The 15943-nt window shown below is 68.7% G+C and carries 12 protein-coding genes and 1 tRNA gene; 7 read left to right on the top strand and 6 right to left on the bottom strand.

Annotated features, from left to right (window positions below):
- Positions 1–50 precede the first annotated feature (50 nt).
- Positions 51–2063, top strand: coding sequence for an AarF/UbiB family protein (locus IG171_RS00520; RefSeq protein ID WP_249203896.1), 2013 nt, complete (start codon positions 51–53; stop codon positions 2061–2063).
- Positions 2064–2182: 119 nt separating this feature from the next.
- Here IG171_RS00520 and IG171_RS00515 read toward each other — a convergent pair.
- From IG171_RS00515 to IG171_RS00505, 3 genes are all read right to left on the bottom strand, one after another.
- Positions 2183–2258 (bottom strand) — tRNA-Thr (locus IG171_RS00515).
- A gap of 176 nt (positions 2259–2434) precedes the next feature.
- Positions 2435–3295, bottom strand: coding sequence for a thioredoxin domain-containing protein (locus IG171_RS00510; protein WP_212129022.1), 861 nt, complete (start codon positions 3293–3295; stop codon positions 2435–2437).
- A 133-nt stretch (positions 3296–3428) separates the two neighbouring features.
- Positions 3429–5420, bottom strand: a complete 1992-nt coding sequence (locus IG171_RS00505; RefSeq protein WP_212131452.1) for a serine/threonine-protein kinase — start codon at positions 5418–5420, stop codon at positions 3429–3431.
- A gap of 65 nt (positions 5421–5485) precedes the next feature.
- Between IG171_RS00505 and IG171_RS00500 the strand changes: the two genes are divergently transcribed.
- Positions 5486–7075 (top strand): trehalose-6-phosphate synthase, encoded by a 1590-nt coding sequence (locus IG171_RS00500; RefSeq protein ID WP_212129020.1) that lies wholly within the window; start codon positions 5486–5488, stop codon positions 7073–7075.
- A gap of 10 nt (positions 7076–7085) precedes the next feature.
- Positions 7086–8024, top strand: a complete 939-nt coding sequence (locus tag IG171_RS00495) for a trehalose-phosphatase (RefSeq protein WP_212129019.1) — start codon at positions 7086–7088, stop codon at positions 8022–8024.
- A gap of 115 nt (positions 8025–8139) precedes the next feature.
- On the opposite strand, the gene IG171_RS00490 is transcribed toward IG171_RS00495, so the two are convergent.
- The gene (locus IG171_RS00490) at positions 8140–9243 is read right to left on the bottom strand and encodes a LacI family DNA-binding transcriptional regulator (RefSeq protein WP_212129017.1); all 1104 of its coding nucleotides are present in this window, start codon (positions 9241–9243) and stop codon (positions 8140–8142) included.
- On the bottom strand, positions 9240–10295 hold the full coding sequence (locus IG171_RS00485) for a LacI family DNA-binding transcriptional regulator (RefSeq protein ID WP_212129016.1): 1056 nt from the start codon (positions 10293–10295) through the stop codon (positions 9240–9242). Before IG171_RS00485 ends, IG171_RS00490 begins: the two co-directional genes overlap by 4 nt.
- A 183-nt stretch (positions 10296–10478) precedes the next feature.
- Between IG171_RS00485 and IG171_RS00480 the strand changes: the two genes are divergently transcribed.
- From IG171_RS00480 to IG171_RS00465, 4 genes are all read left to right on the top strand, one after another.
- On the top strand, positions 10479–11186 hold the full coding sequence (locus tag IG171_RS00480) for an ABC transporter ATP-binding protein (RefSeq protein WP_249203894.1): 708 nt from the start codon (positions 10479–10481) through the stop codon (positions 11184–11186).
- Between the two features lie 3 nt (positions 11187–11189).
- Complete coding sequence (locus tag IG171_RS00475) at positions 11190–12434, top strand: DUF4032 domain-containing protein (protein WP_212129014.1); 1245 nt, start codon at positions 11190–11192, stop codon at positions 12432–12434.
- Between the two features lie 51 nt (positions 12435–12485).
- Positions 12486–13307 (top strand): SDR family NAD(P)-dependent oxidoreductase, encoded by an 822-nt coding sequence (locus IG171_RS00470; protein ID WP_249203893.1) that lies wholly within the window; start codon positions 12486–12488, stop codon positions 13305–13307.
- Positions 13308–13415: 108 nt separating this feature from the next.
- Complete coding sequence (locus tag IG171_RS00465; protein ID WP_212129013.1) at positions 13416–14906, top strand: amino acid permease; 1491 nt, start codon at positions 13416–13418, stop codon at positions 14904–14906.
- 88 nt (positions 14907–14994) lie between these two features.
- Here the strand turns inward: IG171_RS00465 and rlmB are convergent, their stop codons facing one another.
- The gene (gene rlmB, locus IG171_RS00460) at positions 14995–15933 is read right to left on the bottom strand and encodes a 23S rRNA (guanosine(2251)-2'-O)-methyltransferase RlmB (RefSeq protein ID WP_212129012.1); all 939 of its coding nucleotides are present in this window, start codon (positions 15931–15933) and stop codon (positions 14995–14997) included.
- Positions 15934–15943: the final 10 nt, after the last annotated feature.

Genomic DNA, 15943 nt, shown 5'->3' with positions numbered 1-15943 from the left:
CGAGCGGTTCGACGTCGCACTGATACACCGACCGACCAGGAGGGGCAGCGATGGAAGCCTTGGACATCGGCGGATTCGTGCTGCTGAGCACGGCTTCCCTCGTCTTCCTCGTCCTCCAGTCCTGGCTGGCCGCCACCGTCGTCCGCCGCGTGGTCGGGGTGCCCACGGGCTGGCCGCGCACGATCTTCGTCGGGCTCGTCATGAGCGCGGGCATGGCGGTCACCGTCCAGTACCTCTACCGCGCCGGCACCGGAGACAACCACGGCGGCCTCGAAGTCGCCCCGGGCGTGGCAGCGCTGTTCACGGCACTGGCCATCGGGTGGATCTTCGCTCTCGGCGTCGGCGCCCTGGTGATGGTCGAAGCCGCGTTCCCGACCGGAAGCCTGCCGAGCCCGCAGTCGCTGTTCTTCGGCTGGAAGTCCCGCCGCCGACGCGCCCGCCGCTACGCGCAGGTCCTGTCCATCGCCACCCGTCACGGCCTGGGCTCCCAGCTGCGCGGGTTCGGCGGGGACTCACCGGGACGGGCGGTCAAGACCGCGCGGGCGCTCAGGGAATCCCTCGCCGAGGCGGGAGTGACCTTCGTCAAGCTCGGACAGATGCTCTCGACCCGCCGCGACATCCTCCCGGCCGCATTCATCCGTGAGCTCGAGACCCTCCAGACCCAGGTCACCCCCGAACCCTGGTCGGTCATCGAACCGGCCATCGCGGACCGGCTCGGGCGACCGATCGGCGAGGTGTTCGCCAGCATCGATCCGCGCCCGCTGGCGGCCGCCTCGGTGGCCCAGGTGCACGAGGCCACCCTGCTCGACGGCACCGAGGTCATCGTCAAGGTCCAACGCCCGAAGGCCCTGAATCAGGTCAGCCAGGACCTCGACATCATCCTGCGCCTGGCCGCCTGGCTGAACAAGACCACGGTGTGGGGCAAGAACCTGGGGGTGAACGCGCTGGCCCGGGGGTTCGCGGATTCGCTCGAGGAGGAGCTCGACTATCGGATCGAACTGGACAATATGACCAGCATCGAGCACTCGCTGAGGCGGTCGGGCAGATTCGATGTCACCGTCCCCCACGGCTACCCTGAACTCAGCGGAGAGCGCCTCCTCGTCATGGACAAGCTGCCCGGTCAGCCGGTCGCGCAGGCAGGGGCGCTGCTCGAGGAGCTCAGCAGCGCCGAACGCGCCCGCCTGGCGACCACCCTGCTCGGGGCCACGCTCCAGCAGATCATCGGCGAGGGCACCTTCCATGCCGACCTGCACTCCGGAAACATCTTCATCACCCCCGAGGGCTCGCTCGGCCTGCTCGACTTCGGCGCGGTCGGCCGCCTCGACCCGGGCACGCAGACGTCCTTGGGACTGATGCTCTACTCGATCGATCAGAACGACAGTGCCGGAGCCACTGATGCCCTCATCGAGCTCCTCGGACGGCCGGACGGGCTCGATGACCGGGAGGTCGAACGCGCCGTCGGTGCGCTCCTGCTGCGCTACGGCGGAGGGGGCAGCTCCGCACAGGGGCAGAAGCTCTTCGACGATCTGTTCACCCTGGTGCTCGCCCACCGCTTCTCCGTGCCCGCGCCGATCAGCGCCGCCTTCCGGGCCATGGCCTCCGTCGAGGGTGCCCTGCTGACCATCGACCCGAGCTTCGATGTCGTGACCGTGGCCCGGCAGGAGGGCAACCGTCTCGTGCGCTCGAAGCTCAAGGGCACGAAGATCACCGAGGAGCTGCAGCGTCGTGTCCTGCAGCTGCTGCCGATGATGGACCGGATGCCGAGGCGGATCAACAAGATCACCGAGGACCTCGAGCACGGCCGGTTCTCGATGAACATGCGGGTGCTCGAGAACCCCTCCGACCGCCGCTTCCTCACCAGTCTGTTCCAGCAGCTCATCGTCGCCGTCCTCGCCGGTGCCGCCGTGGTCGGTGCGATCATGCTCATCACCAGCTCGGAGGGCCCGATGCTGACGACGGACATCCGGCTGTACTCGTTCTTCGGCTTCTTCCTGCTCTTCGGCGGCTTTGTGCTGAGCATGCGTTCGCTCATGCTCGTCTTCAGGCGCGGTGTCGACGGATAGGTGCTGCTCGCCTCGGGAGTACCGCCTCAGATATGTCGACAGCTCGGTCCACGACAGACAGCTCCGGTCGCAAACCGAGCTCCCCGTCGCAGGCCGAGCTCTCGACGGCTCGGCAATTTTGGAGCCCCCTGTCAGACTCGAACTGACGACCTTCGCTTTACAAGAGCGGTGCTCTACCAACTGAGCTAAGGAGGCGGTGCGCAGACAGAGCGTCCGCGCCTACACGATAGTAGTCCATCCGCCTCGACGGCGACAAAACCGCCGAGGCGGGCGACTCAGCTCGAAGCAAAGGGCCCACCACCGAGGCGGGCGACTCAGCTCGAAGCGGAACGCCCCACTCCAGAGGCGAGCGCCGCGAGCGCCCGGGCGACTCAGCCCTTGATCTCTCCGGCTGCCTTGAGGATCTCGGTGGCCAGAGCCTGCGAGTCGCTGGTGTTCTCGGTCTTCTCACCGTTGATGAGCACCCACGGAGTGGCTTCGACGCCGCTGTCCAGAGCGTTCTGGCTCGACTGCTCGACGAACTTCTCGAAGGTCTTCTCGCTCACGCAGGATTCCACGGTCTGCTTGGGGTCGGCGCTGAGGGCCTTCGAGGTGTCGACGCCGGCGTCCTCGGCGACCTTGAGCAGTTCGGCGTCGGTGCGTCCGTCGCCGCCTTCTTCGGGCTGCTGGGCGAAGAGAGCGTCGAACAGGTCGACGGCGACTTCGGGCTGGCTGTCGACGACACAGGCAGCGAGGTTGGCCGACCGGGTCGAGTACTCGTTGCCGCTGGACATGCGGTCGAGGAACGAGACCGGCTTGTAGTCGACGACGATCGTTCCCTCATCGGCGAGCTTCTTGAGCATCGACGAGTTGCCCTCCTCGAAGGCCTTGCAGCCGGGGCACTGGAAGTCGATGTAGACGGTGACCGTGGCCGCGTTCTCATTCGCGCCGGCCTCGCTCGGGGCGGGCAGATCCGACTCCTCGCCCTCGGGCATCTTCAACGGCTGGACGGGTGTGTTGTCCTTGCCCACGGTGAGGCCGCCGGCGACGTAGTTCTCAGGGCTCACGGCAGGCTTGTTCTGCTGGAAGATGAGTACGCCGACCACCGCCAGGACCACGACAACGACCACGGCGATGCCGACGTACAGGATGGTCTTGGCCGTCTTCTCCTTCTTCGCCTGATTCGCTGCGATCTGGCGGGCGTTCTCACGTGCCCTGTTCCGCTTGTCGTCCGCGGAGTTGTTCTTCGCCATTGTTCCTCACGTTGGATCGTCTGACATCGATGCGGCCGGGGGCCCGGACGGTTCGGGACGGCTGCCGCGACCCGACGGAACCACTGTACCGAAACGAGCACAGCACCGACTCCCAGAAACATTCAAGGTTCAACTACACGGGTCCCGGCAGGTAGTCGAAGGGGTTGATCGGCAGCGGCCACCAGGACATACTCGCCCCTGACTGGATGACCATGACGCCGAGCAGGAGGAGCAGCACGGCCACCGCCAGCGCGATGAGCCGCCCCAATTGATTGCGTGTGGCGCCCGAAACCAGCAGCCGTGACCCGTGCCGCAGACTCGAGGCCCCGGGACCGACCCACAGGACCAGCGCACCGGCGGCTCCGGCCGCCCACACCGACCACTGCTCGGAGCCCCCGCTGGGCACGAGTCCGGCGATGTCGAGGCGCACGAGCACGAGCGTGGCGACAGCCGCGATCGCCGGCAGGATGAATGAAGCGATCGAGGTCAGAGCCGACGCCAGAACGGCCCCCGGCGCCGAGGCGAGCGCCCGGCCGAATCCGCCCGATTCCATTCCGCGCTCGAACCGGTACCGCTGGACCTTCCGGTCCAGGCGGGTGCCCGTGCGTGCCAGGATCGACCACAGCAGGGCGATGATGCAGATGACGAGTGGGCTCAGCGGCATCACCGCCACGGTCATCACGATCAGGGCGAACAGGACCCAGCCGCCGCGGCGGATCCGCCGGTAGGTCATCGGCGCCCACGGCTGTCCCGGAACTCCGCCCGGGCCCATGGGCTGGCCGCCCGGGCCCATCGCCTGGCTGCCCGGCTGCGCGATCTGGCCGCTGGGCCCGCCCTGGGCCTGCCAGGGCCCCTGATCGCCGGGCCGGACGAGCCGACCGCTGTGATCGACGAAGCCCTGCCCGGAGCCGGGCTGGACGAATCCCGACCGCCCCAGATCGGCCCCGGCCAGCGGGGATCCCGGACCGGCCTGGATGTTTCCCTGGGGGTTTCCGACCGGAGACGCACCCCCCTGTGGCGCCTGCCCGTGAGCAGGCCCGGAGCCGGCGAAATGACCCGCACCGCTGTGATTGGTCGGGCGACTGGAGCCCGGGTACTGCGGGGCTGCGCCCATCGGCCCGTCCGCGCCCGGATAACCGGCGGCACCGTATCCCGCCGCGGCTCCGTATCCCGCCGCGGCTCCGGCCGCTCCTCCCAAGGCGGCCCCGCCGAGCGCGGCACCTCCTGCGGCCCCGCCTCGGCCGACACCGTCGTCGTCGACGGCGGGCATGACAGCGGTTCCGCTCGGCGAGCGGTCGACCCCGCCTCGATTCGATCCCGCACCGAGCTGCGGCATCCGCCCGGACTCGATGTCGACGAGTGCGTCGAGGATCATCTGTCCTGAGGGGCGGCGCTCCGGTTTCGGATCGAGGCAGGCGCCGATGAGCGGCACGAAGTTCCGCGGCGCCCCGTCGAGATCGAACTTGCCCATGGCGACCCGCCCGAGCACCGCCTCCAGAGGTCCGGTTCCGTACGGGTTGCGGCCGGTCGCGGCGAACGCCATGGTCGCGGCCCAGCCCCACCAGTCGGTCTTCTCGGATGAGCTCTTGCCGTCGGCGATCTCCGGTGACAGGTACCCGGGCGTGCCCATGACGAGTCCGGTCGCGGTCACCCGCACCTCGTCGGCGACCTGGGCGATGCCGAAGTCGATGACCATGGGTTCGCCGTCCATGATCATCACGTTCGCGGGCTTGAGGTCACGGTGGATGACGCCGGCCTCATGGACGGCACCCAGCGCGTCGAGGAGGGCGTGGCCGAAGTGGACGAGCTCGTCCTCGGCGAAGGGACCGTTGTCGCGGACGTCATCGGACAGGGTCTGGCCGTCGACGAACTCGGTGATGATGAACGGCTGCGCGGCGTCGAGCTCGGCGTCGAGCACCTCGGCGATGCGGGGATGCCGGATCCGCCGCAGCGTCCGCGTCTCCCGGGCCAGACGCCTGCGCGCGGTCTCGTCATTGGCGATATGGGGGTGGAGGACCTTGACCGCAACCGGGTTGTTTCCGCCGTCGACACCGAGGTAGACGACGCCCATGCCGCCCGAGCCGAGCTCCTCGATGAGGCGGTAGCCTCCCAGTTCCTGATCCATCACCTGGCCAAGCCTAGTCGAGCGAGTAAAGTTCATTCCAAGGACTGACACAGGAGGAGGCGCAGATGAGCATCGTCAACCCTGCCGAGCCCAGCAATGGAACCCATTTCGGCGACAGTGATTTCGTCGTCGTGGCCAACCGTCTTCCAGTGGACCGCGATCCCGACGGCGAGAACGGTGAATGGCGTACCTCACCTGGGGGTTTGGTCACCGCAGTGGCTCCGGTGATGAAGTCGCAGGAGGGGGCGTGGATCGGCTGGACCGGGGTCGCCGATGAGGACTTCGAGCCCTTCAGCATCGATGGCATGCACCTGACTCCCGTGACCCTGACCAGTGAGGATGTGCACAGGTACTACGAAGGGTTCTCCAACGCCACACTGTGGCCTCTGTACCACGACGTCATCGTTCCGCCCGAATACCATCGCACCTGGTGGGACGCGTATGTGCGGGTCAACGAGCGCTTCGCGGCGAAGGTCGCCGAGGTGGCCGCGAAGTCCGCGACGGTGTGGGTCCACGACTACCAGCTGCAGCTGGTCCCGCTCATGGTGCGCCGGCTGCGACCCGATGTGTCGATCGGCTTCTTCAACCACATCCCGTTCCCGCCCTATGAGCTCTTCGCCCAGCTGCCGTGGCGCGATGAGATCCTCCGCGGACTCCTCGGCGCCGATCTCGTCGGCTTCCAGCGCCCGGCCGACGCGGCGAACTTCCGCCGCGCGGTCCGCGGTCGGCTGGGCTTCACGACGAAGGGTCCGACGGTCACCGTCCCGGCCGGGAAGTCGTTGCCGGCGCATGTGGTCCGCGCCGAGGCGTTCCCGATCTCCATCGACACCGCCTATCTCGAGCGGCTCGCCGAGGATCCCGACATCATCGAGCGGGCCCGGCAGATCCGGGAGGATGTCGGCAATCCGAAGATCGTCATGCTCGGCGTCGACCGAATGGACTACACGAAGGGCATCCGGCACCGGCTCAAGGCCTACGGCGAACTGCTGGCCGAGGGGCGTCTGAATGTCGAGGACGTCGTGCTCATCCAGATCGCGACCCCCTCCCGCGAGCGACTCGAGCAGTACAAGATCATCCGCCACGATGTCGAGCTCGCCGTCGGCCGGATCAACGGTGAGCAGGTCGACGTCGGCTCGATCCCCGTGCGCTACCTCCACCACTCCTATCCGCGCGATGAGATGACGGCGTTCTTCCTCGCCGCCGATGTCATGCTCGTGACCGCTCTGCGCGACGGAATGAACCTCGTGGCCAAGGAGTACGTGGCATGCCGGAAGAACGACGACGGAGCGCTCGTGCTCTCCGAGTTCACCGGCGCCGCCGAACAGCTCAAGGGCGCGGTGATGATCAACCCGCACGACATCGGCAATCTCAAGGCGGGCATCCTCGAGGCCGTGGAGATGGACGAGCGGACGCGGAGGAGGCGGATGCGGCAGCTGCGCAAGAAGGTCACCACGGACACCGTGAGCCTGTGGTCCGAGAACTTCCTCGCCGAACTCACCCACATCAAGCACAATCCCGAGGCCATCGTCCCCGACGGTCCGGTGGTGCCGAAGCGGCGGACCGCTGCGGCCGCGGATTCTCCGGCGGCCCCGTCCGATCGCGCCCACCAGCCCGAAGAGGCCGGCTGGGCCGCCGATATCTCCACCGCCCGCTAGGAGCCGCAGAGTGACGAGACGACCGACCGAGCTCTCCCCTGTCCTGACGACCCCCGCCGAGGTGGACCTGCGCGAGCTCATCACCGCCGATTCCCTGCTCATCGCCCTCGATTTCGACGGAGTGCTCGCACCTCTGCAGGACGACCCGCAGACTTCCCGGATGGACCCGGACTCGGCCGCGGCCATCGACGTGCTGGCGCGGCTGCCGCGCACCCGGGTGGCTCTGGTCTCCGGTCGCGATATCGCGACCCTGCGTCGACTGAGCGCGGTCCCGGAGACGGTGTGGCTGATCGGCTCCCACGGCGCCGAAGCCGAACTCGGTGCGAAAGCCGAACTCGGCACCGGGGCCGAACTCGATGCCGGGGCCGAACTCGGCGCCGGCGCCGCGGCCGCCCCGGACCCGGACCCGGACCTCACGGTCGAGGAGGCTCGCATGCTCGCTGCCATCGACGCCCACATCGTCGACTTCGAGCACACGCTGTCGGACCGGGACGGATTCTCCGGTGTCCGCGTCGAGGCCAAACCGTATTCGCGAACCGTCCACACCCGCGGCCTCGACCCCGAACTCGCCGCGACCCTGCACGATCACGCCGCTGCGGTGTCCGCGGACTATCCCGACATCCGCGTCATCGAAGGCCACGACATCACCGAACTCGCGGTCAAGCAGGCGACGAAGGGCGACGGTCTGCGGCTGCTGGCCCGAGCCGAGCAGCCCACCGCGATGGCGTACTTCGGCGACGACGTCACCGACGAGGACGCCTTCGCCGCCCTCGAGCAGCTCAGCGACCCGAACGCCGCCGAGCCCTCGCTCTCCGCGGGGCTGTCGGTGAAGGTCGGGCGCGCCCCGACGCGTGCGCAGTGCCGGATCGCCGACCCCGCGGCCGTCGCGCTCCTGCTCGAGCGGCTGTCCGCGGCCCGCGCCGAGCACCTCGACCGAGATCGCGCCTGAGCCGGCTCCCGCGACGGCCGCAGCCCTGCTCTCGCCGGCGACCTCGGACTCGAGCCGCCCCCGCCGCTGCAGCGGCCCTTGACTCGTCAGCGACGCTGCAGCGGCCCTTGACTCGTCAGCGACGCTGCGGGGGAACCGAGCTGGAGCGCAGCACGAGATCGGGATCGACCGTGTAGTCCACGTGCGCTCCCGACTCCCCGGAGGCGATCATCGCCCGGATCTCATCGATCGCCGACTGCGCGACCATCGCCCAGTCGTAGACGACCTGCGACAGCGGCGGCTCGACGACATCGGCATCGGGCACGTCGCCGACCGTGAGCAGCGACAGGTCCCGGGGCACATCGAGGCGCAGCCGTTGGGCGGCCTCGAGCAGGCCGAAGGACAGCGCGGGGGCGCAGGCGATGACGGCCGTGCAGCGCAGGTCGATGAGCTCCTCGGCAGCCGCAACCCCGGCCATCGCACCCCCGGCCGCCTCGACGACGGGAGCCTGATCGCGGGTCGCGGGGATGTGGAGGATGCCGGCCATCGAGCGGCGGAACCCGGCGATGCGCGCCGGTGCCGCCGAATCGCGCAGCACCGCGAGACCGATGCGGCGATGCCCGAGGTGGACGAGATGGGCGACGGCGGTGTCGATGCCGCCGGTGGCGTCGAGGTAGATGCGCGGGATCCCGTCGTCGTGGCGGGCATTGGAGATCCGGATGAGCGGCAGCCCGCGTGCGGCGAGCATCCCGGCCAGCTCCCCGGCCGCTCCTCCGCCGACGACGACGGCACCGGCGACCGTGGGCCCGCCGTGCTCGGCGCCGAGGAGCGTCTCGGCCAGGATCGCATTGCGCTCGGCGATGGCTTCGATGTGGACGACGGCGATGCGCAGACCGAACATCCGGTTCGTCAGGATCTCCGCCAGCCGCGAATACGGGTCGACGTTGCCGGCCGACACGGCGGGTTTGATCAGCGCGATCATCGGCGACCCGCCTCCGTCCTCCGGCGTCGGCGGCCGCCCGGACCGGCCGGGGCCCGTGCTGTGGCCGGCGGCGCCGAGGATGGCCAGGGCCTGCTGCACCTTCGCCCGGGACGCCGCTGAGACCGATTCGGGATCGCGCAGCGCCCGGGAGGCGGTGGCCTTCGACACTCCGGCCGTGCCGGCGATCTCCGCCAGCCGCACATGCCGGTGCTCCGGCGGCGACTGCCCGCCGGGCACCTGGCCCTTGCCTTCGCTCATCGCCTCGCCGCCGTCGTCGAGGTGCGGGCGATGAGTCGGGGACGGAACACCGGCGGCACCGTCGGCAGTCCCGTCGTCGAGATGCGCAGAGTCGTCAGCGTGGCTGCGACCAGCGCATTCGACAGCCCCTCGATGTCGAGTCCGAGCACCGTGGCCGGCGGACCCGTGAACTTCATCGTCGGCGAATCGCCGAAGCCGACGATCGACATGTCCCGCGGCACCTGCAGATAGCGGTTGCGCAGACCGTGCAGGGCCCCATGCAGCTGCAGCGCCGACTGCACGATGACCGCGGTGCAGGTGGCGTCCTTGAGCTCGAGCACCGCCCGGGACCCGCCCGAGAACGACTTCGGCACCTGCGCGATCCAGTCCTCGAGGCGAAGCCCGAGATTGCGGGCCGGATGTTCGGCGAGGAAGCGGCGGATCAGCTGCACGGCCAATTCGCCGCTGTCGTTGCAGATCAGGCCGATCCGCCGGTGCCCGATCGCGCGCAGGTGCTCGAAGGCCGTGGTCATCCCGCCGCCGAGGTCGAGCCGGGCCGCGATGATATCGGCGCTGCCCGGCCCGGTCGCAGGTCCCGACTCCCCCGCAGTGGCACTCGACACGGGTGCTCCCCCGACCGCCTGCCCGCCGGGTTCGTCGAGAGTGGCCGCGGACTGCTCATCGACGCGGATGCAGGGAATGTCGGTGTCCAGGCTCGTCAGCGTCGGTGTCACCAGCGCGATGGCCCCGGCCTCGATCGCGACCTGCAGCGGCTCGGGATCGGTTTCGACCAGCGGACGGGTCACGAGCAGATCGTGATCCTGCAGGGCCTTGGACACGCGGGTGCAGACCTGGACCTGCCAGTGCTCGGGATTGCCGGGGGCGCTGACGGCCACGAGCCGCCTCGGCGCGTCCTGGAGCAGCGTCGAGCGCGAATAGCCGAGCTCGCTCATCGCTTCGAGGACCTTCGTCCGCGTCGCGTCGGCGACCGCGCCGCGCCGGCCGAGGACGCGCGAGACCGTGGCCAGGGACACTCCGGCCCGGGCGGCGACCTCGTCGAGCGTGACCTTCATATGCGTCAGTCTACTTTCGGCTGGTGTGTGCATCGGTGCACTGTCATCGTGCTGAGAATCACTCTACGCTTTGTCGAAATCTGTCTGCACCGAACCGGTCCACCCCGTAGGATGAGAGGGACTGAGCATCCCCGCCAGGTCACCGACGACCAGCTGCTCACCGAGTTACTCAGAGGAGGACACATGTCAACGGTGTCGTTGAATGGCCTCAGTCATGTCTACGAGAACACGACATCCGAATCCGTGCACCCCTTCAACCTCTTCGTCGACACCGGAGAGTTCCTCGTCCTCTACGGCCCGTCCGGATCCGGCAAGTCGACGATCCTGAGGATGCTCCACGGCCTCGAGACCCCGAAGACCGGGACCATTCTCATCGACGGCGACGACATCACCCATGCCGCCGTCAACGATCGTGACGTGACTCTGGCGCTCGAGAGCTACGCCCTCTACCCGCACATGAGCGTGCGCGACAACCTCGGCTTCGCCCTCCGCGTCGACGGCCTCCCGGCCGAGGAGATCAGGGAGCGGGTCGAGACCGTGATGGACAAGATCGGGATGGCCGAGGTCCTCGACTCGGTGCCCGGCGACCTCACCCGGCTGCAGCGGCAGACCGTGGCGCTGGCCAGAGCCGTCGTGCGCAAACCGAAGGTGCTGATCATGGACGAGCCCGTGGTCAACCTCGTGCCCGAACAGCAGGCCGAGACCCTGTCGCTGATCAAGGACCTGCAGCAGGAGTTCGAGCTGACCACCATCTACGCCACCTCCGATCTCGAGGACGCGAAGGTCCTCGGCGACCGGATCGCGCTCCTCGACCGCGGTCGGCTCATCGGAGTCGAGAAACCGGAACTCGCCGAGGCGCTCGTGGCCTCGGTTCCCGACTCGGATTCCTGAGCCGTGTCGGAGACGCCGACACCCGAGATCCACACGGTTCGCCATGCCGATCGCCGTGCATTGGCCGAACTGCCCTGGCACCTGCCGCTCGACGAGTGGCCGGAAACGCTGCTCGGCGGTCTGCCCCGCGGCATCTCCCGCCACGTCGTGCGCTATGTCGAGATCGGCGACGAGGTCCTCGCCATCAAGGAGACCGATGACCGGCAGGCGCTGCGCGAGTTCGACATCCTCGGCGCGCTCGGCAACCTCGACGTCCCCCTCGTCGAGCCGCGGGCCTTTGTCAGCGGCCGCAGATCCGCCACCGGTGAGAAGCTCAGCGGCGCGCTGATCACCGCCTACCTCGAATTCTCCCTGCCCTATCGCGCGCTGTTCTCCCGCGACCTCGCCCGGGACACCGGCGGCAGGCTCGTCGACGCCCTGGCCGTGCTCCTGGCCCGGCTCCACCTCGTCGGGTTCTACTGGGGCGATGTCTCGCTGTCGAACACGCTCTTCCGCCGCGACGCCGACGCCTACGCCGCCTATGTCGTCGACGCGGAGACCGGGGAGCTGCACGATCAGCTCTCCGACGGTCAGCGGAACATGGATCTGCGGATCGCGCGGATGAACATCGCCGGGGACTTCCTCGATCTGCAGGCCGCCGGCCTCGTCGACCCCGAGACCGATCCGATGGAGGCCGGTCAGCGGCTGTGCGAGTCCTACAGCGCCCTGTGGACGGAGCTGACCCGGGTCGAGGAGTTCAGCGTCAATGAGCGCTGGCGCATCGACGAGCGCATCCGCCGCCTCAACGACCTCGGCTTCGACCTCGGTGAGCTGACCGTGACGACCGACCTCGACGGGATCAGCCTGCTCGTCGAGCCGAAGGTCGTCGAACCCAACCACCACTCCCGGCGCCTGCTGCGCCTGACCGGCATCGGGGCGAATGAGAATCAGGCCAGGGCGATGCTCAACGACCTCGACTCGTTCCGTTCGGACCCGGCGCTGACCGATGTCGACGACCTCGACGAGTCCCAGGCCGCCCGCCGGTGGCTCGAGGAAGTCTACAAACCGCTCATCCAGGCGATTCCGGAGAACCTCACGCGCAAACTCGAGCCCGGGCAGATCTTCTACGAGTTCGCCGAGCATCGGCGCACCATGGCCAGGGCCCGACAGCGTGACATCCCGATCATGGAGGCCATCGCCTACTTCATCGTCGACTACCTGGCGAACCTGCCCGACGAGATCCGCTATGTCGACAGCGAACAGTTCTGAGACCTCGCCGAGGCTGCCCCGCCCCGCACCGACCCCCACGGAAGGATCCCGATGACGACGAACGAGACGATGCCCACGAATGAGCACAACCCCACGCTGCCGAGTCTGTTCGACCTCAGCGGACGCACCGCCGTCGTCGTCGGAGCCGGCTCCGGGCTGGGTCAGGCCAGTGCGATCGGACTCGCCGATGCCGGTGCCCACGTCATCGCCGCCGACCTCAATCTCTCCGGCGCCGACGACACCGCCTCACTGATCGCCGGCCGGGGTGCCGGATCGGCCCAGCCCGCCGAGGTCGACATCACGGACACGGCTTCCGTCGAGGCCCTCGTCACCGCCTGGGCCGAGGCCGAGGTCCTCGTGGTCACCCCGGGGGCGAATGTGCGCAAGCGCCTGGTCTCGACCAGCGACGAGGAGTTCGATCGGGTGATCGACCTCAATCTCAAGGGCACCTACCGGCTGATGCGCGGTTTCGGCCGCGAGATGGCCGGCCGGGGGCGCGGTTCGATCGTCACCTACGCCTCGTTCCGGGCCCTGGCGATCGAGCCCGGGCAGGGACTCTATGCGGCGGCCAAGGCCGGAGTCGTGCAGCTGACGAAGACCCTGGCCAGCGAGCTCGGCGACCGGGGTGTGCGGGTCAACGCGATCCTGCCCGGCCCCTTCGACACCCCGCTGACTCAGCAGATCAAGGCCGACGAGAAGTGGTGGGGCGCCTATGCGGACAAGACCGCCCTGGGCCGGTGGGGCCGCCTGCACGAGATCGCCGGCCCCGTCCTGTTCCTGGCCTCGGACGCCTCGAGCTATGTCACCGGCCATTCGCAGCTCGTCGACGGCGGCTGGATGGCGCACGACGGTCGGTTCACTCCCGAGGTCTGAGCCCTCGAGCGCCCAGGGTGTGAGATCTGCGACGCTGACAACCGCCCTCGCCCGGGAACGCGGCACTCCCGGCCGAGAACATATTCACGACTATGCAAGAATATTCATATGACCGATTCGCACACCCCGTCCACCCCACCGTCAGCCTCCACCGGAGTGATCCGACAGCTGGGGAGACGGAAGTCGATCAGCTCCATGGCCGCGGACATGCAGACAGGGCACGCGAACGGTCTGCGCAGGACCTTCGGCGTCTTCCAGCTGACGATGATCAGCGTCGGCGCCACCCTGGGCACGGGAATCCTCGTCATCCTCGGCGAGGCCGTGCCGGTCGCCGGTCCGGCGGTGTGGCTGGCCTTCGTCCTCGCCGGTGTCACCGCCCTGCTCTCGGCGGTCAGCTATGCCGAGATGGCCGGTATGGTGCCGGTGTCCGGGTCGAGCTATTCGTATTCCTACGCCACCCTCGGCGAAGGTGTGGCGTGGGTGTGCGGCTGGTGCCTCGTGCTCGAATACGCCGTCTCCGTCGCCGCGGTCGCCGTCGGGGCCGCCGACTACGTCAATGAGACCCTGCGCGTCTTCGGCCTCGAACTGCCCGCGTCCCTGACCACCGGCCCGGGACTGGCGGAGAACCCGGGCGGGGTCATCAACCTCTCGGCCCTCATCGTCGTGGCGCTGGCGACCGTGCTGCTCATGCGCGGGGCCTGGGAATCGGGCGTGGCCAACACCATCCTCGTGTTCGTCAAGCTCGGCATCCTCGTCTTCTTCGCCGTCGTCGCCTTCACCGCGTTCAAGGCCGGCAACTTCGCCCCGATGATGCCGATGGGCGCGGCCGGGGTCACGGCGGCAGCCTCGAGCGTGTTCTTCTCCTATATCGGCTTCGACGCCGCCTCGACTGCCGGCGAGGAGGCGAAGAACCCCCGCCGCGACCTGCCGCGGGCGATCATCCTCTCGATGCTGATCGTGACCTCGATGTACGTGCTCGTGGCCGTGACCGCGATCGGCGCACGGAGGTGGCAGTGGTTCGAGACCGCTCAGGCTCCGCTGGTCCAGATCGTCGAGGAGATCACCGGTTCGAACCTCGCCGTCCTCCTCTTCGCCGTGGCCGCGGTGCTCGCGATCTTCTCCGTGGTCATCACCGTCCTCTACGGACAGTCGCGGATCCTGCTGACGATGTCGCGCGACGGCATGGTGCCGAAGATCTTCGGCCTCGTGTCCCGACGCACCGGCACTCCCCTGGCCGGGACCCTCATCATCGGCGGTCTGGTGGCGATGACTGCGGCCCTCATCCCGCTGGGAGAGCTCGCCGACGCGACGAGCATCGGCACGCTCTTCGCCTTCTTCCTCGTCAATCTCGCCGTCATCTACCTGCGCTTCAAGCGCCCCGATCTCGAACGCTCCTTCAAGGTGCCATTCGGCCCGGTCGTCCCGGCCCTCGGAGCGCTGGCCTGCGCGTTCCTCATGATCAACCTCGGCGGAACCACTTGGGCGGTCTTCGGCGCGTGGATGGCCGTCGGCGCTCTCGTCTACTTCGCCTACAGCCGCCGCCACTCGGTCGTCGGCGCACTCAGCGAGTCCGACTACCGCACCAGCGTCGACGCCTGAGCCGCCCGCCGGTGCCCCGTACCCCACGGCGCACCTATGCAGCAGCGGCCCTGTCGCCTCGCGTGAGGCGGCAGGGCCGCTGACAGCTTCAGAAGCGGCGGGCGCGAGCGACCTCGTAGAGGGATACGGCCGCGGCGATGCCGGCGTTGAGCGACTCGGTGCTCGCCGCGATCGGGATCGACACGATCTGGTCGCACTTCTCCGAGATCAGACGGGACAGCCCCTTGCCCTCGGAACCGACGACGATGCACAGCGGGTCGCGGCTGAACGTCAGCTCGGGCAGGTCGACCTCGCCTGCCGTGTCGAGGCCGACGACGAAGACATTCTGCTTCTTCAGCTCGTCGATGGCTCGGGCCAGGTTGACGACCTGGGCGACGCGGATCCGTGAGGCGGCACCGGCCGAGGTCTTCCACGCGGCGGCCGTCATCGAGGCGGCGCGACGTTCGGGGATGATCACCCCGTGACCGCCGAAGGCCGCCGTCGAGCGCACGATCGCGCCGAGGTTGCGCGGATCGGTGATCCCGTCGAGGGCGACCAGCAGCGGCGTCTCGGCCCGGTCGGCGGCGTGTTCGAGCAGATCGGACGGCGCCGCGTACTCGTACGGCGGGATCTGCAGAGCGATGCCCTGGTGGATCGCGTCGTCGGTGAGTCGGTCGAGGTCGGGCCTGCTCGCCTCGAGCATCGAGATGCCGCGCTGGGCGGCCAAGGTGATGGATTCGCGGACGCGGTCATCGGAGTCGATGCGACCGGCCACGTACATCGTGGTGGCCGGTACGCCTTCGCGCAGGGCCTCGAGCACCGAATTGCGCCCGGCGACCATGTTCGGCCCGTGCTCTCTCTTCTTCCGCTTCGCCTGCGCCGAGGCGTTCTGGTTCTTCCGGTTCTGCGCGGCCCTGTAGGCCTTGTGGTAGACGCGGTCCTCGGCCTTGGGCGTGGGGCCCTTGCCGCGCAGGCTGCGCCTGTTCTTGCCGCCCGAGCCCTTGGTCGGGCCCTTCTTCGAACCGCCGGAGCGGGAGTTGGAAGCCATGTGATTCCTT

Source organism: Brevibacterium sp. SMBL_HHYL_HB1 (genome assembly GCF_018208375.1).
In the GTDB taxonomy this organism is placed as follows: domain Bacteria; phylum Actinomycetota; class Actinomycetes; order Actinomycetales; family Brevibacteriaceae; genus Brevibacterium; species Brevibacterium intestinavium.
This window is presented reverse-complemented; position numbering and strand designations above follow the sequence as displayed.

Bases quoted from the DNA above. Each gene is read 5' to 3' on its own strand.
- IG171_RS00520 (WP_249203896.1), top strand. From the start codon at position 51: ATGGAAGCCTTGGACATCGGCGGATTCGTGCTGCTGAGCACGGCTTCC.
- IG171_RS00510 (WP_212129022.1), bottom strand. From the start codon at position 3,295: ATGGCGAAGAACAACTCCGCGGACGACAAGCGGAACAGGGCACGTGAG.
- IG171_RS00505 (WP_212131452.1), bottom strand. From the start codon at position 5,420: ATGGATCAGGAACTGGGAGGCTACCGCCTCATCGAGGAGCTCGGCTCG.
- IG171_RS00500 (WP_212129020.1), top strand. From the start codon at position 5,486: ATGAGCATCGTCAACCCTGCCGAGCCCAGCAATGGAACCCATTTCGGC.
- IG171_RS00490 (WP_212129017.1), bottom strand. From the start codon at position 9,243: ATGAGCGAAGGCAAGGGCCAGGTGCCCGGCGGGCAGTCGCCGCCGGAG.
- IG171_RS00485 (WP_212129016.1), bottom strand. From the start codon at position 10,295: ATGAAGGTCACGCTCGACGAGGTCGCCGCCCGGGCCGGAGTGTCCCTG.
- IG171_RS00480 (WP_249203894.1), top strand. From the start codon at position 10,479: ATGTCAACGGTGTCGTTGAATGGCCTCAGTCATGTCTACGAGAACACG.
- IG171_RS00470 (WP_249203893.1), top strand. From the start codon at position 12,486: ATGACGACGAACGAGACGATGCCCACGAATGAGCACAACCCCACGCTG.
- IG171_RS00465 (WP_212129013.1), top strand. From the start codon at position 13,416: ATGACCGATTCGCACACCCCGTCCACCCCACCGTCAGCCTCCACCGGA.
- rlmB (WP_212129012.1), bottom strand. From the start codon at position 15,933: ATGGCTTCCAACTCCCGCTCCGGCGGTTCGAAGAAGGGCCCGACCAAG.